The 18052-nt window shown below is 56.4% G+C and carries 19 protein-coding genes and 1 riboswitch; of the genes, 7 read left to right on the forward strand and 12 right to left on the reverse strand.

Annotated features, from left to right (window positions below):
* Nucleotides 1-16: 16 nt before the first annotated feature.
* The 3 genes from MY069_RS11150 to MY069_RS11160 form a co-directional block, all read right to left on the reverse strand.
* A complete protein-coding gene (locus tag MY069_RS11150; RefSeq protein WP_482793862.1) occupies nt 17-769 on the reverse strand; it encodes a YebC/PmpR family DNA-binding transcriptional regulator in 753 nt (250 codons plus the stop codon).
* Between the two features lie 57 nt (nt 770-826).
* Nucleotides 827-1651: a TIGR00282 family metallophosphoesterase gene (locus MY069_RS11155; protein ID WP_482793863.1), complete on the reverse strand. Its 825-nt coding sequence runs from the start codon at nt 1649-1651 to the stop codon at nt 827-829.
* Nucleotides 1652-1736: 85 nt separating this feature from the next.
* Nucleotides 1737-3317, reverse strand: a complete 1581-nt coding sequence (locus MY069_RS11160; protein ID WP_482793864.1) for a hypothetical protein — start codon at nt 3315-3317, stop codon at nt 1737-1739.
* Nucleotides 3318-3380: 63 nt separating this feature from the next.
* Here MY069_RS11160 and MY069_RS11165 point away from each other — a divergent pair, with 63 nt between their 5' ends.
* Nucleotides 3381-4103, forward strand: a complete 723-nt coding sequence (locus tag MY069_RS11165) for a M48 family metallopeptidase (protein WP_482793865.1) — start codon at nt 3381-3383, stop codon at nt 4101-4103.
* Here the strand turns inward: MY069_RS11165 and MY069_RS11170 are convergent.
* The 4 genes from MY069_RS11170 to MY069_RS11185 all read right to left on the reverse strand — a co-directional run bounded on the left by MY069_RS11170 (nt 4100) and on the right by MY069_RS11185 (nt 8025).
* Complete coding sequence (locus tag MY069_RS11170) at nt 4100-5992, reverse strand: cation:proton antiporter (RefSeq protein WP_482793866.1); 1893 nt, start codon at nt 5990-5992, stop codon at nt 4100-4102. The genes MY069_RS11165 and MY069_RS11170 overlap by 4 nt on opposite strands.
* 21 nt (nt 5993-6013) lie before the next feature.
* Nucleotides 6014-6538 carry a hypothetical protein gene (locus MY069_RS11175; RefSeq protein ID WP_482793867.1) on the reverse strand — a complete coding sequence of 175 codons (525 nt, stop codon included), beginning with the start codon at nt 6536-6538 and terminating at the stop codon, nt 6014-6016.
* 54 nt (nt 6539-6592) lie between these two features.
* Nucleotides 6593-7030 carry a hypothetical protein gene (locus MY069_RS11180; RefSeq protein WP_482793868.1) on the reverse strand — a complete coding sequence of 146 codons (438 nt, stop codon included), beginning with the start codon at nt 7028-7030 and terminating at the stop codon, nt 6593-6595.
* Between the two features lie 116 nt (nt 7031-7146).
* Nucleotides 7147-8025, reverse strand: coding sequence for a motility-associated protein (locus MY069_RS11185; protein ID WP_482793869.1), 879 nt, complete (start codon nt 8023-8025; stop codon nt 7147-7149).
* Nucleotides 8026-8162: 137 nt separating this feature from the next.
* Between MY069_RS11185 and MY069_RS11190 the strand changes: the two genes are divergently transcribed.
* Nucleotides 8163-9431 (forward strand): MFS transporter, encoded by a 1269-nt coding sequence (locus tag MY069_RS11190; RefSeq protein WP_482793870.1) that lies wholly within the window; start codon nt 8163-8165, stop codon nt 9429-9431.
* On the opposite strand, the gene MY069_RS11195 is transcribed toward MY069_RS11190, so the two are convergent.
* Nucleotides 9428-10747 carry a lytic murein transglycosylase gene (locus MY069_RS11195; RefSeq protein ID WP_482793871.1) on the reverse strand — a complete coding sequence of 440 codons (1320 nt, stop codon included), beginning with the start codon at nt 10745-10747 and terminating at the stop codon, nt 9428-9430. The genes MY069_RS11190 and MY069_RS11195 overlap by 4 nt on opposite strands.
* Nucleotides 10748-10868: 121 nt before the next feature.
* Between MY069_RS11195 and ykgO the strand changes: the two genes are divergently transcribed.
* Both ykgO and MY069_RS11205 read left to right on the forward strand, forming a co-directional pair.
* Nucleotides 10869-10994: a type B 50S ribosomal protein L36 gene (gene ykgO, locus MY069_RS11200; RefSeq protein ID WP_083332675.1), complete on the forward strand. Its 126-nt coding sequence runs from the start codon at nt 10869-10871 to the stop codon at nt 10992-10994.
* Nucleotides 10995-11025: 31 nt separating this feature from the next.
* Nucleotides 11026-11634 carry an HAD family hydrolase gene (locus tag MY069_RS11205; protein ID WP_482793872.1) on the forward strand — a complete coding sequence of 203 codons (609 nt, stop codon included), beginning with the start codon at nt 11026-11028 and terminating at the stop codon, nt 11632-11634.
* An 11-nt stretch (nt 11635-11645) separates the two neighbouring features.
* Here MY069_RS11205 and MY069_RS11210 read toward each other — a convergent pair whose 3' ends face one another.
* Nucleotides 11646-12674, reverse strand: a complete 1029-nt coding sequence (locus MY069_RS11210) for a hypothetical protein (RefSeq protein ID WP_482793873.1) — start codon at nt 12672-12674, stop codon at nt 11646-11648.
* A gap of 176 nt (nt 12675-12850) precedes the next feature.
* Nucleotides 12851-12937: riboswitch (ZMP/ZTP riboswitch) on the forward strand.
* Between the two features lie 16 nt (nt 12938-12953).
* On the opposite strand from MY069_RS11210, the gene MY069_RS11215 reads away from it, so the two are divergent.
* The 3 genes from MY069_RS11215 to MY069_RS11225 all read left to right on the forward strand — a co-directional run bounded on the left by MY069_RS11215 (nt 12954) and on the right by MY069_RS11225 (nt 15212).
* Nucleotides 12954-13649 (forward strand): DJ-1/PfpI family protein, encoded by a 696-nt coding sequence (locus tag MY069_RS11215; RefSeq protein WP_482793874.1) that lies wholly within the window; start codon nt 12954-12956, stop codon nt 13647-13649.
* 76 nt (nt 13650-13725) lie between these two features.
* Nucleotides 13726-14256: a tetratricopeptide repeat protein gene (locus MY069_RS11220; RefSeq protein ID WP_482793875.1), complete on the forward strand. Its 531-nt coding sequence runs from the start codon at nt 13726-13728 to the stop codon at nt 14254-14256.
* Nucleotides 14257-14258: 2 nt separating this feature from the next.
* A complete protein-coding gene (locus MY069_RS11225) occupies nt 14259-15212 on the forward strand; it encodes an alpha/beta fold hydrolase (RefSeq protein ID WP_482793876.1) in 954 nt (317 codons plus the stop codon).
* A 4-nt stretch (nt 15213-15216) separates the two neighbouring features.
* On the opposite strand, the gene rfbB is transcribed toward MY069_RS11225, so the two are convergent.
* Genes rfbB through rpoH form a run of 3 tightly spaced genes read right to left on the reverse strand, consistent with a single transcriptional unit; the run spans nt 15217 to nt 17968 of the window.
* The gene (rfbB, locus tag MY069_RS11230; RefSeq protein ID WP_482793877.1) at nt 15217-16233 is read right to left on the reverse strand and encodes a dTDP-glucose 4,6-dehydratase; all 1017 of its coding nucleotides are present in this window, start codon (nt 16231-16233) and stop codon (nt 15217-15219) included.
* Nucleotides 16234-16264: 31 nt separating this feature from the next.
* Nucleotides 16265-17068: a TrmH family RNA methyltransferase gene (locus tag MY069_RS11235; protein ID WP_482793878.1), complete on the reverse strand. Its 804-nt coding sequence runs from the start codon at nt 17066-17068 to the stop codon at nt 16265-16267.
* A 3-nt stretch (nt 17069-17071) separates the two neighbouring features.
* Nucleotides 17072-17968 (reverse strand): RNA polymerase sigma factor RpoH, encoded by an 897-nt coding sequence (gene rpoH, locus MY069_RS11240; RefSeq protein WP_482793879.1) that lies wholly within the window; start codon nt 17966-17968, stop codon nt 17072-17074.
* Between the last annotated feature and the right edge of the window lie 84 nt (nt 17969-18052).

The raw sequence follows: 18052 nt of genomic DNA on the forward strand, positions 1-18052 counted from the left end.
TGATCAAGACCCAGGCTTAGCCTGCTAACCGTTCGATCTCTTCGGGAGAGAGTTCCGAATTGTCGTATATATTTGCGACATCATCGAGATCATCGAGCACATCGAGGAGGCGCATCAGCTTTTCCGCATCTTCACCGGCAATCGGCACCGTGTTCTGGGGTTTCCAGATGAGCTTGGTCGATTTGGCTTCTACCTCGCCAAACTGGCCTTCAAGGGCACCGGCCACGTCGGACAATTCTTCGCGCTCGGTATAGATGAAGTGGCCGTCTTCGTCGCTTTCAACATCGCTGGCACCGGCTTCAAGCGCGGCTTCCATAATCGTATCTTCGTCGCCGGCTTCCGGCGCGAATTGGATTTCGCCGACATTCTCAAACCCGAAAGAGACTGAGCCGGTTTCGCCGAGATTGCCGCCATTTTTCGAAAATGCCGTCCGGATCTCGCTGGCGGCACGATTGCGATTGTCTGTCGAGGCTTCGACAATGATGCCAACGCCGCCGGGACCAAAACCTTCATAACGGATGTCGACATAGTCTTCGCCGCCACCGCCTTGGCCTTTATCAACCGCCCGTTTGATATTGTCCTTAGGCATGGATTGCCCGCGCGCATTGGCGATTGCAAGGCGCAGGCGCGGATTGCCATCGGGGTCAGGGCCACCCATTTTCGAGGCGATCGTGATCTCTTTCGAGAGGCGCGAAAACAGCGCCGCGCGCTTCTTATCCTGGGCACCTTTGCGGTGCTGAATATTTGCCCATTTACTATGGCCAGCCATGGGGGCTCCTACGGTCAATCATTAGAACGCGCTGCTTAACCCAGCTCAGCTGAGAATTCAAAGGGTTGGCAGCAATTCAGACAACCGCCCCCCGACGCGGATCGGTTCGCAGCGTTTTGCGAGCCCGCTTGCATCATCGGTTTCGACAAACAGACCGCATAATGTGCCTTCGCCCAAAGCCGGTTCATAGCGTTGTCCCGGCAATTGCGTGGAAAAGCGTCGCAGCGAATTGTCCTTTTGCATGCCGATGACGCTATCATAGTCGCCGCACATACCAGCATCGCTTTGATAGGCCGTGCCGTTTGACAGGATCATATGATCGGCGGTTGGAACATGGGTATGGCTGCCGACGACGACGCTGGCCCGGCCGTCGCAATGATGTCCCATGGCCATTTTTTCTGAGGTCGCTTCGCAATGCATGTCGACAATGACAGCGTCTGCGACTGACCCTAGCGGCATTTCATCCAGCGCGAGATCGACGGCGCCAAATGGGTTTTCCAAGAGCTGTTTCATAAACACGATGCCTTGCGCCTGGATAACGCCCACGCGCCGTCCATCCGGAAGCACGAAGAGGTGTGCGCCCTTGCCTGGCGCACTCGCAGCTTCCGGATAGTTTATCGGCCGCAATAGTCGCGGTTCGCGCTCAATATAAGTCAGCGCTTCGCGTTGGTCCCACGCATGGTCGCCAAGGGTAAGACAATCCGCGCCCGCGTCGAAAAACTCATTTGCAATGGCTTCGGTAAGGCCAAATCCGCCGGCGGCATTTTCGGCATTTACGACGACGAAATCCAAGCCCAAGGCTTGGCGCACGCCCGGCAGGTGTTCGCGCACAGCTTGGCGGCCTGGTTTGCCGACGACATCTCCGAAAAAAGCAAGTTTCATGAAGCTAGTATGCGTGGTTCGCTGGTAAAAGAAAAGCGCGCGATACGTCTCTATATCGCGCGCTTCTGATTGAGATTTGGAACGCCTATTTTTGCGTCGCCGTAAATCCAAGCGAGTCCTTAGTGTAGGCTGCTGGATCTGGGTTTTCCATGATCGACGCCACAGAGAGCGGTGTCTCTGGCGCGAGTTTGAAGGTCAGCGTGCCGCCATCATTGATGAAGCTTGAGAGCGCGGTGGTCGCTTCTGTGATCAGAGCCATATCAATGCCTGATCCTTGAGCCATCATTGGCGCCATCGCGAGGCCCATGCCGATTTGCGACTTCATTTCAGCTGGGTCAGCACCTTGCGCGGTTGCAGCTGCGTTGAAGGCGCGATCCAAGAGCGAGTTATCCGCAATCGAGACTTCGAAATTGTGGAAGGTCAGCTTGCCAAGCGCATTGGTCATGGCGGTCGGATCTGGCTCTGCACCAGCAGACAGCTCTTCAATATCGAACGCGCCCGCAATGTCTCTGGTGTAGGCGCTATAGCCTTCGATTTTGCCGCCGAGGCTAAACTTCGCGCCATCGACAAGCTCAAGATAGTTCGAGCCAGCATCGAATGAGACAATGTCCTGGTCTGGGTCATAAGACATGACGCCAGCGCCTTTCAGTTCCAGCTCTTCATAACCAACCACGCTGAGGCCTTGCAGCAGCGCTTCACCAACCTCGCCGCCAGCGCCATCGGCTTTGAGCGTCATCGAATAAGGCTGAGTTACGAATTTGGTGGCTTGGCCAGCGGCGTTCCGCTCAACTCCAGTCACGAGGCTTGGAATGGCGAATGAGGCGCCAGCCACGTCAATATTCAGGCCATCGAGCTTGAACGAGTCATAGCCCGGCTCCATTGGATTGTCGTAAGCCATATCCATCAATGCGGCGACTATGGCCTCTTCGTCATCAACATTCTCTTGAATGGCTTTGACAAATTTCGCGTCAACATTTGTTGCGGTCATGCTGCCGAGTTTGATGTCGAAGTTTACGCCTTCCGACTCGTCTGTGCCGACCAGTGTTAGACCGCTAATCACCGCTTTTGCGGCTTTCAAATCGGTCATGTCGCGAATTTCGATTTTTTCGATGCCGAACGTGCCTTCGGATTCGTCTTCTGCGAAATCGCCGGTCAGACCATTCATCGACCAGCTGTCAAAAACGACCTTGTCAGCGGCTGGGAACGGCACTTCCTGGCCATTCAGGCTGGCTGCGAGCCACCCGGCCAGTTCTGGCGACGGGTTCACAAGCTCAATAGAGCCGAGCTTTACTTCAACATCTTCACCTTCTTCAGAAAGGGTGATGTCGTTCAGGCTCATTTTACCGAAATTGGCTTGCTCGCCGTCCATTTCGAGGCCTTCAAGCACCAGAGAGCCGACTTTGACGGCGTCTTCGCCGGTGATTGACAGGTCCGTAAAGGTTGCTGTCGCGCCATCGGTTGTGCTGCCCGCGAATGACAGAACGCCGCTACCGCTATTGGTTAGTGACATTGCCGCCAGCGCGCTCGCTGCTTCAGCCGGATCGCCCGCACGAACAGTAAGTTCTTTTAGCGTTGGCTCGGCAATCGTGACTTCTGTCGCTGCTTCTTCACCGCCACACGCCGTCAATAGAGTGAGCGCTGCGGCACCGTACATTAATTTCTTCATGATTGATTCCCTTTTCAACCGGAGTCCCATAAGCTTATCGCCTAATCCTGTCGAGGCTATTTAATGATTATCGATAAAGGCGACAAGATGGCATTGCGCACAAAATCCGGTGAAACGGTGAATGTTCGCTTTGAAATCAATCCGAAAGCCCGTCGCTTGATATTAAGGCTCGACGAACGCAATCGCGAGGCTGTGGCAGTCGCGCCGAGCAAAAAAAAGATTGGTGAAGCCGCCGCCTTTGCGCGCGACCGGATCGACTGGATTGCCGAGCATTTACAGGCGCTTCCGGAGAAAGTGGCGCTGCGAGCAGGTCAAGACTTCTGCTTGCGCGGCGAGCGCTGTGAAATCAGTCTGGAAGGGACTGGACGCGTCCCGAAATTGGAGATTGGGCCGCCTTTGGTGCTCCGTGTGCCAGGAGATGCAGACACAACCGGAAAACGGGTTGAGCGATATCTCCGGAAAGCCGCAAAGTCAGATTTGTCTGATTCGGTGATCGAGTATTGCGAGATGCTGGGGGTCGAAGCGCGACGCGTGACGGTGAAAGACACAAGATCGAGATGGGGGTCGTGTACCTCAGATGGCCGATTGGCGTTTTCCTGGCGTTTGATCATGGCGCCGCCGCCCGTCTTGCAATATGTCGCCGCCCACGAATGCGCGCACCTGCTCGAGATGAACCATAGTCCGGCCTTTTGGGCGCATGTTGAGACCTGCCGCCCTGACTGGAAAGCGGAACGCGCATGGCTTCGCAAAAATGGCCGCGACCTTCACGCCGTGACGGCAGATTAGGCCGGAGACAGTTCCGCTTGATCGTTCGGTTGATCCTTCAGCTCGGGCGCAAAACTAATCAACACTGTGCCTTCTCCGCCGCGCGCTTCACGGTTCGGCCCCAGCAGCAAAAGCGATCCGTCGGCGCGGATTTCAGCAACAATGTCCGCATCTGGGCGGTCTTTGCGGAACGCCTCGAGCGAGTATTTGTCAGTGAGGCGGGTACGGGCAAACTCCCAGCCGCGATACTGATCCCGGATCAAACTGTCATAATTCCGGCCGCGGCGGATCAAGGTCCTGCCCCGCGCATTTGAGCTGAGCCCGCGATCATCGCTCTCTTCATCCTCGTTGATTGAGAGTTGATAGACCATGTGGCGCCCAACTTCCGGGGCGAAATGACTACACACGAGCGCGTTGTAGGAGTCATTGGTGGACAGCGCGATGACGGTTGAGAACCGGGCATGGTCCAGTTTCAGCTCGGCATCTTCAGACATGACTTCGCCCATAAAGATATCCAAGCCGGCATCTCGCGAGGATTTGAGGCGTCGGTAATTGGTGTCCGCGACGATGACTTCGATCCCACTTTGCTCAAGCGCTCGCGCAAATTGAACGCTCCAAGTATTGGCGCCGACAATCAACACTCCAGGCTTTTCTTTGCGCGCCAGACCGAGGCCCCGCGACAACGGCCCAATTGTGAATCCGTGCAAGACAACTGTGACGAATACCATCGCAAAGGCCAGCGGCGTAATCTGGTCCGCCCCGGAGAAGAAGAACCGCCCTTCGCGCGAAAGATCCACCAGAAGCGAACCGAACAGGCCTGACACGGCAACCGCAACAATCCCGCGCGGCGCAATCCAGCCGAGCAAGAGCGCTTCGTTGCGAGAGAGCGTGCCATAAGTGGCGATCCAAACCGAAAGCGGCCGGACGATAAACAGCATGCAGACCAAGAAGGCGAGCGTGTTCCAATTGATCGCCTGACTAATAATTGCAGGCGTGAGATCGGCCGTCAGCATCACAAACACGCCCGAGACCAGCAGGATCGCGATGTCTTCCTTGAACTTTTGCAGCTCGTTCAGGCCCGCCAGTTTGGAATTGCCGAGCATCATTCCATATGCCGTCACAGCCACCAGGCCGATCTCTTTCTGGAACATCTCAGCCATCGTGTAGCAGAGCACGATCGAGGCAAGAATGATCGGCGCTTTGAGGTATTCCGGCGTCCAGCCCTCACGGAAGGCTTTCGCCATCGCCCAGCCAAAGAAGATACCGAGCAGCGTGCCATAAGTGGCTGCCATAATGATCCAAAGTCCGGCGCCAAAAAGGCTCTGGCCTTCCGAGGCGACGCGGATAAATTCAAACGCAGCAACGGCAAATAATGCCCCGATCGGGTCGTTGACGATGCCTTCCCATTTGAGAAATTTAGCTGGACGTCCGCCAAGCTTGGACTGCCGCAGGAGCGGGATGATCACGGTCGGGCCAGTGACCACCATAACGCCGGCGAATACAATGGCGCTGGCCCAATCTAGTCCCGCCGCAAATCGCGCGGCGAAGGCGCCTAAGACCCATGCGAGCGGTCCGCCGATAAAGATCATGCGCCGAACCGCGGCGCCCGCTTCCCGCAAATTTTCGAACTTAAGGACCAATCCGCCTTCAAACAGGATCACCGCTACGGCGAGCGAGACGATCGGCCGGAACACATCGCCAAATGACTGTTGTGGGCTGAGCAGCGGATTGCCAAAAATCACCGACCAAAGCGGGCCAACGGCGAGGCCAGCCAGCGACATGAGCACAATTGCAGGCGCCTGAAGACGCCAAGCGAGCCATTGCGCGCCAACGCCGAGTGCGCCGATCAATGCACAGGCAAAGATCACCTCTTGTCCAGCGCCGCCCGCGAGAAGAATGCCAATATCCATAAGTCGTCCAGCGCAGCCGATTTAGGCTGCAACCTCGTCATGATCTCGGGACACATCAAAGCCGATTTCACGCCGGCCATAATCGCCCGCTTCATAGCGTTCGATTTGCGTTTGGAACCATTCAAGCACGTGTTCATAGATGTGATCATAGAACGGCTCTGGATCATTATCCTTGAGCGGGATCGATAGTCGATATTCGTCGCCGCCGACAATTTGCGCGATGAAATCGTCGCCAATTTTCTGGCATTGCATGGTGACGCGCATCCAGTCCTTGTCAGACAAAACGCGGACGGCGAGACCAAATTGAATGGCGCCAAGCGGACGGAATCCTTCAGGCGGCATTGAGAAAGCCTGGTCACCATAGTCTTTGGGCTCAAACGGCCCGGACGGCGGCACCAGCATGACACAGATGCCGTCTTTCATGCCAATATGGGCGCAGAGTCCGGCACGCAGCTCTTCTGCTAGGGATCTCACCCTTGAATAATTCTCTGCCGCCAGTGTTTGATAGCGCGACACGGTTGAGATTAGCTCTTCAAATCGAGACAAGCCCTCACTCCCCAATCAATCCAATTGGAAAATAGGGCGCGATTGGTGCGAAGGCTAGTCTTTAGCTGGTTCTAGGTGCAATCGGTCTCTTTTAGACCGCGCCTGCAGGGCGAACCAGTACATCTGGACAACGCAGTAGGCCAAGACAATTCCAAGATTTGCCGACGCAATGGTCGAGAGACCGGACTCTCTCAGTGGGACAATCACCAGCTCAAGAAACACGGCGAACCCGAGGACGATCATGGCAGCTGCGCCGCGACGACTTATGCCGATTGTAAACGTGACCCAGATTGTGAGCCCCGCAAAAGAGATAATCCGGACAATATGATCGAATCCGACGCCACCGGGACCTGAATGAGGTTCGTATGTCATGGCCGCAATGGCGACAAAAATAGCGATCAGGCCGCACAGGCCGTTGGCCAACAGGGCTGGCATGCCGCGTAACCAATAGGATGGTGCCGGGTTGGGTGTCTCGAATTCGGTCGTCTGCATGGGCTAAGCGCCTTTATTCTGCATCCCTCACCCGCGAGTATCCGATAGCGGATTTGCGATCCGATTAAGCGGATAGATCAAATTTTTCAGGATTAGGAACGCTGTTGGAGGCGTTTCTAGGCGGCGCGCTGGGCCTGTTCCAACCGAACAATCTTGATGTGCTCATCGAGGTCGGAGATGTTTGGCCGAAGGTGGGCTGGCAGGCTAGCCCGGGCCATCTCGATCGAAGTGCGGGGCGCGGTTTCCTGGGTAAAGGCGGTGATAATTCGGGCAATTGTATCGAGATAAATCGCTTCTTCTTCAACGATTTGGCCAAATCGATTAGCGATCGGGCCGACCAGTCCATAAGCCAAAAAGACCCCAAGGAAGGTGCCTAAGAGCGCTGAGGCGATCATTTCCCCAAGCACCGCGGTGGATTGATCAATCATCGCCATGGTTTTGATGATGCCCAAAACCGCGGCGACAATGCCGAGCGCGGGGAGAGCATCGGCCAGGGTTTGAAGTGCGCCGACGGCGCGTTGCCGTTCTTCAACCATCTCTGCCACCGTATCTTGGAGATAGGTGGCTGTCTGTTGGCGCATGCTCGGATCGAGCGCGATCAGGCGGAAGCTGTCGCAGATGAGATTGATGGCGTACGGATCGTTCTGCAGGCGCGGTTGGGTCGCGAATAGGGCAGAGTCTTCAGGCGCCTCAATATCGCGCTCTATCGCGACGATTCCCCCGCGCTGGGCCCGGCGCACAAGCTCGTGCATCAATGTTAGCAATCCAGCATAATCATCCTTAGACCATTTCGCGCCGCGCAAAGTTTGCGCAAACCCGCCGAAGGCGGCTTTCGCAACCGATGCAGAATTGCCGATCATCACAGTACCGATCGCGGCGCCGCCGATTAGGGCCAATTCGAAGGGCAAAGCCGACAAAACAGCTGGACCCCCACTGATCAGCAAAGCGCCAGAGACGATCAGTAAGACAATGGCGAATCCAAACAATTGGATCATGAAATATTCCTGGGATGACGGTGTCAGGGTCTGATCATTTCAGAAGAACCTTTCGAACCGGTTGCCGACGCGGCGGCAGGCCTAAGAATGATTGAATCAGATCTTGATTTTGTGGCGCATGAGCAGAAAAGGGGCGCATGAGTGACGCCGACCAAAGCTTAGATCAAACGCCCCAGCCCAATCGGCGCGGGGCGTTTTTTCTCTTATTCTTTTCTTTGATGGCGATTGGCGCTGGCAATACGATGCTGATCGCGGCGGTTATTCCGCCTTTGACCCGGACGCTGGCGCTCCCCGATTGGATGGCAGGCGCGATCTTCTCGCTGTCGGCTTTGTGTTGGTCGCTTTCGTCGCCGTTTTGGGGAAAGCGTTCAAACCGATATGGCCGCCGCCGGATCGCGTCTTTCGGGCTCGCAGGCTATGCTGTGTCGATGTTTTTGCTGCTCTTATCATCATGGGCAGCGATTTCTGAATGGATCACTGCGCCCTTCGCGATTTTTGCTTGCCTGGCTTTGTCACGATCCGTGTTTGGTTTGATCGGATCGGGATCTAGTCCGGCTGCCCAGGCTTATGTGGCAGACCGAACGGACCCCCATGAACGCCAAAGCGAGATCGCGTTTGTCACCTCGGGTTTTAGCTTTGGAACCATTGTTGGGCCTGCCTTCGCAGCGGTTCTGGTTGCAAATTTTGGATTGCTGAGCCCAATGCTCATTACCTCCATCATGGCGGCGACAATGTCAGTCCTGTTGTGGAATTACCTGCCGGAGAATCGGAAACCCGTCCAAGATGCGACGAAGATTGAAGCGATTCCGGGCGCCATCGGCCTCTGGAAATCGCGCAATGTGCTCCCGTTCTTGGCTTATGCGGTGACACTGTCTTTGGTCACCGGCATCCTGACCCAGGTCTTTGTGTTCGCGGTGATGGATAAGCTGGATGTGACTGGCGTTCAGGCGGCCCAATATACAGGTCCGGCCTTTATGGTCGGCGCGATGGCCGTGATGACAGCGCAGCTGGTTTTAATCCCAAAGCTGAAACTGAAGAACAAGACGCTGATGATCACCGGCTGTTTCCCGCTTTTAATCGGGGCTCTATTGCTGATCCCAGCACAAGACTTCGCGACACTGATCTTTGCGCAATTCTTCCTTGGGATTGGTCAAGGGCTGACCCGTCCTGGCTTTTCAAGTGGCGCCTCGCTCGCGGTGTCGCCACAATTGCAGGGCAATGTCGCAGGCTTGGTCATCTCCGCCAATGGGATGGGCTATATCATCACGCCGCTGTTTGGCCTGTTCTTGTACGAGTTTGTTGACCCGGCTCTGCCCTTCTGGATTTGCGTCGGATTGCTGATCTCCATGGCGCTATTTGCCTGGAAAGCGATTGCGCCCGGCGTCGGCGAAGCGGATGAGCTCTAGCTCGCGGCGAGGACCTGATCGAGGGCGATCGTGGTGGGATATCCATCCGCCGGGATAATCTCATTGGCTTTCTGAAACCGCCGCAGCGCGCCTTTGGTGCCGCGTCCGGCAATCCCATCCACCGCGCCTGCGTCAAAGCCCAGCCGGTTCAGATTGCTCTGCAAAATCATGATATCGCGCTTATTGAGCAGGGTCAGATCGGTTGGCCAGCTGGCGATGGGACCTGTTACACCCGCGACGCCATCAGTTAGCAAACCAACCGCGAGCGCGTAGCTGTCAGACCGGTTATAGGTCTTGAACACGTCAAAATTCTTGAACAGCAGGAATTTCGGGCCAGACGCGCCGGTGGGCAGCCAGAACTCTGCATAAGCCGTCTCGGGTGCGGTAAACGTTCCGCCGGACATCGGGGATAGGCCATAGCTTGCCCAAGTCGATAGGCGCCGGTCTTCACCATCGGCGAGCGACCAGTCAAAATCGCTCGGGGCCAAGATCTCAATGCCCCACGGCTGGTCCTTTTGATAACCTGAGGCACTCAGATAATTTGCGGCGGACGCCAAGGCGTCGGGCGCGCTGTTCCAAAGGTCTTTAACCCCATCGCCATCAAAATCGACGGCGTAAGACAAAAAGGTCGAGGGCATGAATTGGGTCTGTCCCATCGCGCCCGCCCATCCGGAGACCAAGTCATCTCGGTCAACCTCGCCGCGCTCTTGGATTTTCATCAGAGCGGTCAGCTCGCTTTCTGCAAATCGCTGGCGCCGGCCTTCGACCGCCATATTGGCCAGTGTATTTGCGGCGTCGAAATTGCCAATATAAGAGCCGAGATTGGTTTCCATGGCCCAGATCGCAGTAATTGCTTCGCGATCGACGCCATATTCGGCTTCAATAAGATCAAAGGTCGCTGAAAGTTCAGCAAGCCGCTCAGCGCCGCGCGTTTTCCGGCCTTCTGTCACGGCTGATTCGACATAGTCCCAAATCGGCTTGGCAAATTCCGCCTGATCCGCAACGTCTGTCCCGGCAATTGAGACATTGTCTGAGAGATAAAGCTCAAGCGGGGAGATGCTGCGCAGGGTTTCATAAACGACAGTTGGGTTTCGGCCAGCGGCGATTGCGCGATTGGCAAAATCTAACCGCCAGGCATCCATTCCATCATGTCCAGACGCCGCAAAAGGCGGCAGCGATGGGACGGTCGGTGTCTCAACCACCCCGCCATTACCGCTCGTCCCCGGCGCGCTTGGCCCAGCGGCTTGAGGCGCTGAGGCACAGGCGGTCATCAGCGCTGCGCCAGCCAAGAGGCCATAGATTGGCCGTTTGATCATAAAGTCCCTCATCACATGCACCCCTTTGCGGAAAAGCCTGTAAGCCATGATTGACTCACTCGGACCCGATGTGTATGTCCCGCGCTTTCGTGAAAACAGTTCTAACGTTTGGGCAAAAGCCATGAAAGTGAAATCCTCGATCAAAGCACTCAAGTCGCGCCACCGTGACTGCAAGGTCGTTCGCCGCCGTGGCCGGACCTATGTCATCAACAAGACTGACCCACGCTTCAAAGCAAAGCAGGGCTGAGTCAGAGATGAACAGCTGAGCCTCATTTGAGATGGGTGCTCGCATCGTCCTTTTCGATCTTGGCCATGTGGTTGTCGATTGGCAACCAATCCGGCTCTATCGCGACTTGTTTGAGTCTGAAACAGAGGCTGAGACCTTTGTTCGCGATGTGTGTAACATGGATTGGCATGTTCACCATGATCGCGGCGTTTCCATGGCAGAGAATGCCAAACCCCTGATCGCGCAATATCCGCACTATGAATCGCAGATCTTAGCCTGGCGCACGCGCTGGCTGGATATGTTTGAAGGCTACGTTCCGGGTATGCCGCCGCTGATGGCTGAGCTCGAAGAAAACAGTGTGCCGCTCTATGGGCTGTCCAACATCCCGGCAGAAGTCGCGGAAGAGACGTTTGACGCCTTTCCAATGATCAGATTGCTACGCGATGTGGTGGTCTCTGGGGCGGAGAAGGTGGTTAAACCCGACCGCCGCATCTATGAAATCACCCTCGAACGAATGGGCAATCCTGATCCCGGTGATGTGCTGTTCACTGATGACCGCGAGAATAATTGCCTCGCCGCTGAGGCCATGGGTTTCAAAACGCATCAGTTCACGGGTGCAGAGGGGCTGAAAGCACGATTGATGGCTGAAGGGCTGCTTTAGGCGCGTTCGGTTCACTCCAGCCCAAAATATTGAAATGCGCCTTTCCGCGTGCCCCAATAGGGCGCAATATAGGATGGAATTTGAAGGCGTGTGATCGGTTCTTGCTGAAAGGGCGCGTCTGGCACTGGCCCAACCAGCACCGCTTGAAACGTTTCGCCGCGCGCATCATTGAGCACCCAGGTTGGAGTTTTTCCGATTTTTTGACGCAACTCGACGGCAAAGAATTTCTGACCGTCTCGGTATTCTGCGTCCCATCGTTCCTTATAGCCTTGCGGATCGAAATCAGGATTTAGATCCTTGGCGCTCGCGATGCGGTCCGCGCTTGGCACGGGTTTGCCGCGCCCGTCCAAACGGCAGGACCGGTTCGGCGAGCCGTCAAACCCCATAAAGCCTGTGCGGCGAGCGGACGCGCCATTTGCAATCGCGCCGCCTTCATATGCGCTCACCACGACACCATCCAGTTTGGCACCTGGCGCCAGCTGAATATTCCAAAGGATCGCATTATAGGAGGTCAGAACCAGAAACACCGGGGCTTCGGTTTCGGTGACCAAGACGTCCACACGGGTCGCCCACTCGACAGAGTTTCCTTTTGCAAAACCCGCAAACTCTCTCGCGATCGCGCCCTCAATGAACCCGCCTTCGCGCGCGACCTCTTTGGCGACTTCTTTCGTCATGGCGATTCGTGCGGCAATCAGTTCCGCGTCCTCGCCGTCGGCGATGTATTGAAGAGGGGTCTTCACGCCGCCGCCATAGGTGTAGACATAGGCAACTTTCGACGCCCCGCTCGGTCGCGGCATCCTACAATTAGGCTCCGCATCGATCGCTTCGAACACCGCTGGAAGCTCGTTTGCGACAAGATTGGGCTGGCCGATGGAAACTTGGCTCATGAGTGTCCGGCTTTGACCTTCGGCGACAATCAGGGGTGTTTCCGGCGCGATCATTTCGCCGCTGCCTTCACCGCTAAACATATCACCTGGGGCGCATGCCGATAATCCGAACACGGCTGCCAGTGCCAAGATAAGTTTGAAACGCTGGTTCATTCTAACCCCCGATTATGTCTTGTGGGGTCTCAATATCTGAGATGGGTTGAAATAGTCCCAATGGGTGAACGAAATTATTCAGCGGCTGAAACGCGGTGCCAACAAAGCTGCTCGTGTGGTTCATATTGGCCTCAGGCGGGCCCATAGACCGCGCGCTGCAAGCGTTCTATAATCCTCGATCGCGGCGCGACTGGCGAATGAAGTGGAGCACCACTGGGGAGCGTCGATGATAGTCACGAGTGCCGATCGCCTGGGCCATTCACCAAAAAGGAGATGGCCATGCCAGACTTATCCCCGCATTCGGTTGCGTTCTTACTGTTTCCAAATGTCACGCAATTGGACCTAACCGGCCCAGCGCAAGTGCTTTCACGGCTCGGGAACACAGAGCTCAACTTGGTCTGGAAAAACAAAGACCCAGTGCCCACTGATGCTGGATTTCCGCTTTTGCCGACCGCCACCTTTGATGAGATCGAGCACGTCAATATCCTGTGCGTGCCGGGTGGGCTCGGCACGATGGAGATTATGCAGGACCGCGAGGTCTTAGACTGGCTCCGCAAGGTGGCCGAGAAAGCCGATTGGGTGACCTCGGTTTGTACGGGCTCGCTGGTGCTCGGCGCGGCGGGGCTGCTCAAGGGCTACCGATCAGGCTGTCATTGGGCGTCGATTGATCAGCTCGAATATTTTGGCGCCATCCCGGTGCGGGAGCGGATTGTTGAAGACCGAAACCGGTTTTCGGGCGGTGGGGTCACCTCCGGGATAGACTTTGCTTTGGCCCTGGCGGCGCGTATCCGCAATGAGGATTTCGCCCGGTTCATTCAGCTCAGCATTGAATATGACCCGATGCCGCCCTTTGATGCTGGTTCGCCAGATAAAGTCTCGCCAGAGATCTTGGACCGCTATTACAAAATGATAGATGCGGCGGTGCCAGACCGCGAAGCGAAAGTGAAAGCCATCGCCGAAGCGCTCGGATTTTAGCCCCATTTGCAGCCGATACAGTGCTTCACGCTAATTTTTCTTGGCACTCATTGCTCAACGGCCCATAGTCTAAACCATGCTAAAAGCGCTCGCCTTTGTCGGACTTCTTCTCGTCAGCAGCCCCGATTTCGGGCCGTCTGAAGAGATGTTTGACGAGTTAAAAAATGCCCCGAGCGAAGAAGAAGCCAATGATGTCGCACTCGATATCTGGGCCTCTTGGATGGAAAGTGGTTCGGCTGCGGCGGATCTCGTCATGGAGCGGGCGGTGCAAGCCCAAGCCTTTGGCGACTTGGATCATGCCCGCGCGCTGTATGACCGCGTCATCGCAATCCAGCCGGACTATGCCGAAGCTTGGAACCGGCGGGCGACGGTGTTTCTGGCGCAAGAAAACTATCCAGAAGCCCTGCGCGATGTAAATGAGGCGCTGCGTTTAGAGCCTCGTCATTTTGGGGCCTGGGGCGGTCTTGGCGCGGTGCTTGAGGGACTGGGGTCAAAAGAGGAAGCGCTTGAGGCCTATTCAAAAGCGCTTGAGATCTATCCGCTCTTTCCTTCGGCCCAGCGCGGTATAAATCGCATTCGGCGCGAACAGGAAGGCCGGCCGGTGTGAGAATGCTGACAATTGGAGTAATCGTCCTCGCCCTTGGCGGTGCGGCTGCTTGGTTGAACAGCGCGGCCTATGCTTCGCGCGTCAACAAAGACCATCCCGCAGACGGTCAGCTGGTCGAGGTGAATGGCGCTGATGTTCACGTGCTAGAGCAGGGCAGAGATGGCCCTGTTGTTCTAATGATCCATGGCGCCTCGGCGAATGCGCGGGAGTTTTCCTGGACCTTAGCGCCGCGCCTCTCTGAGACGCACCGCATTCTGATGGTCGATCGCCCTGGGCATGGTCATTCTGAACGCCCCGCGGATGCGGACACGCTGGCGGTGCAGGCAGCACAAGCTGCGGGCGCCTTGAAGGCGCTTGCGCCGGGCCAAAAAGCGATTGTTGTCGGGCATAGTTTTGGCGGCGCTGTTTCGCTCAGGCTCGCGCTCGATCATCCCGAACTTGTCGAAGGCTTGGTGTTGCTCGCGCCGGTCAGCCATGATTGGGGCGGCGGCGGTGAGGCTTGGTACAACAAATATGCAGGGCATCCTCTGATCGGGCCAGCCTTTACCCAATTGGTGCCGATTGTCGGGCCTGCGCAGGTCAAGCGCGGTGTCACCAATGTGTTTTCGCCTAAACCTGCGCCAGAGGGCTATTTCGAAAAATCGGGGATTGGACTGTTATTCCGACCGTCAAATTTTTCGGCGAATGCGAAGGATGTGAATGCGCTTCGGCTTGAGCTTGGCGCTCAGCAAGCGCGCTATGACGAGATTAAAGTCCCGACTGTGGTGTTCTCGGGCGCGCTCGACACGGTGATCAGCCCGCCATTGCATGTCGGCAAGCTGAAACATCAAGTCGAGGGCCTAGAGCTGGTCAAACTCGCGGATGGTGGGCACATGCCGCATCACGCCTTTGGCAGCGATGTGGCCGATGTGATCCGGCGTCTAACCAATGGTGGGAAGGCGCAAGCCGCGGAATAAAGGTCTAAGACCGTGCCAGGCCGAGCCGGTCATCTGCATCGACCAAATCGCTATCGAGATTGGCGAGATACCATTCTACCGTCGCCCGAAGACCAGCATCGAGATCGTGCTCAGGTTGCCAGTCGATCAGCGTTTCGGCGCTGGACGGATCGACCCCATACCGGCGGTCATGGCCTTTGCGATCGGTGACAAACTCGATTTGATCGGCGTATTTATTGGCTTTCGGTCGGATTTCATCGAGCAGGCCGCATATCGCTTTGACGAGCTCGAGATTGCTACGCTCAGCGCGAGCGCCAAACAAGAGTGTTGAGCCGGGGGCTGCGCCGCAAGCCTCAATCAGGCCGCGGGCATGGTCTTCGACATAGAGCCAATCGCGGACGTTTTGCCCATCGCCATAAATTGGGATCGGCGCGCCAAGAATGGCTTTGCGGATGACGGTCGGGATCAGTTTTTCAGCATTCTGCCACGGCCCATAATTATTCGTGCAATTGGTCACCAGCGTCGGGAGGCCATAGGTTCGCTGCCAAGCGCGCACCAAATGGTCGCTGGCAGCTTTGCTGGCTGAATAGGGCGAGGAGGGCGCATAGGCCGTGTGGGCATCAAACACCGGATCATCTGGGCCCAAATCGCCAAACACTTCATCGGTGGAGACATGGACGAACCGAAATTGCTCGCTGCGGCCTGCGCTCTGCCACCAATTCAACGCCGCTTCGAGCAGGCAGAATGTGCCATCGACATTGGTTTTCATAAACGCGCTGGGCCCATCAATCGAGCGGTCGACATGGGTTTCAGCGGCGAGATGCAGCACAGCATCGGGGCGCGCGGCCTTGAACAAAGCTTCCACAGCCGGGCGATCAGTGATGCAGGCATGCACGTTCTGAACAGCCGTCCCGGCGATCGCGGCCGGGTTTGCGGCGTAGGTTTTCTTGTCGAGATTGAAGACATCATGTCCGGCGGCGACCAACTGGCGGACGACGGCAGAGCCAATAAACCCATATCCCCCGGTAACGATGTAACGCATTTATTCTCCCACTGAGCTGAGCGCGTCTCGATTAATGTGGGTTGAATACATGGGCGAGGGCGATTGCACCAGCCGTCGCAACATTAACGCTATCAAAGCCGGCGCGCATTGGGATTCGCACGGGCCGTGCGGCTTGGATTAGGGCATTCGGCAGGCCCGGGCCCTCAGCGCCGAGCAAGATGGCGAGCTTTTCCGGCGGCGCTAGGTTTTGCAAGGGCTCAGCGTCGCTGCGCGGCGTCATTGCCCAGATTTCAAATCCAGCGGCTTTCAGGATTTCGACATGATCGAGCCCGCTGCCGCCATGATGATAGGGCAGCCATAAGCTCGCGCCTGACGAGACCCGAATGGACTTGCGGTAGAGCGGATCGCAGGAGCCTGCATCAAGCAGCACGCCGTCGGCCCCAAACGCCGCCGCATTGCGAAACGCCGCGCCGACATTGTCATGATTGGAGATTTCATTGAGCAGTAATAGACGTTTGGCGCTCAAAAAACTCTCAAGCGGCAATGGCGCGCCCTTCCGCGCGCAGGCGAGGATCCCGCGATGGATAGGAAACCCAGCAATCTCATCCATCAAAACCTGCGGCGCCGTATAGATTGGCACGCTGGGATCCACTTGCTGCAAAAGCGCCGCCAGGGGTTCGAGCCGGGTCTCGCATAGAAACAGGCTCTCAACAGCAAACCGCGATTGGCTCAATAAGATTGAAAGCGGGACTTTGCCTTCGACGATGAAGCGCCCGTCGGCGCCGCCGGTTAAATCTCGCTCTCGCACGCTGACAAAAGGGGCGACCCGTGGATCGCCCCTGTCTGATATTCGAATGATGTTTTGCTTGCTCAAAGCCTAAGCGCCCATTGGGAGGCCTTGTTCTTTGGCCATTTTTTGCATGGCTTTTTGAACCTTTTCGAACGCGCGCACTTCAATCTGGCGAATGCGCTCGCGGCTGACATTGTAAACCTCAGACAGCTCTTCGAGCGTTTTTGGTTCATCGGTCAGACGGCGTTCTTGAAGGATGTGCTGCTCGCGCTCTGACAGATCCGCCATTGCGGTTTGCAAGAGCTCCATCCGCGCATCGAACTCTTGGGTCCGCGCAAACTCTTCAGCTTGGTTCGGCTCTTCATCTTCGAGCCAATCCATCCACTCCATGTCGCCTTCTGCGCCCATCGGGGCGTTGAGGGAGGCGTCTGAGCCGTTCATCCGGCCATTCATCGAGATCACGTCTTTTTCCGAGACGTTGAGCTTATCGGCAATATGCGTGACCTGCTCTGGCTTTAGCTGCGCATTATCCAGCGCATCAATCTCACCTTTCATCCGGCGGAGATTGAAGAAAAGCTTTTTCTGCGCGGCTGTAGTGCCGAGCTTTACCAGGCTCCAAGAGCGCAAGATATATTCCTGAATGCTGGCACGGATCCACCACATGGCATAAGTGGCGAGCCGGAAGCCTTTATCCGGGTCAAACTTTTTGACTGATTGCATCAAGCCGACATTGCCTTCGGAAATCACTTCCGCCATCGGCAAGCCATAGCCGCGATAGCCCATCGCGATCTTCGCCACCAGGCGCAGATGCGAGGTCACCATTTTCTCGGCGGCTTCAGTGTCTTCGTTTTCCTGCCAACGCTTGGCGAGCATGAACTCTTCGTCTTTGGCGAGCATTGGAAACTTACGGATTTCTGAGAGGTAACGGCTAAGACCTTGCTCAGGGCTCAGCGTGAGCGCGCGGCTCGCAGTTGTGTTGGCCATATTACTGGTCCTCCTTTGTCCCCGTCACAAGACCCTATACGTTTAGGCATCTGCTTCGGTTCTATCGTTGGTGAGGGTCATAGC

It is taken from the genome of Hyphomonas sp. ske169, assembly GCF_056850855.1.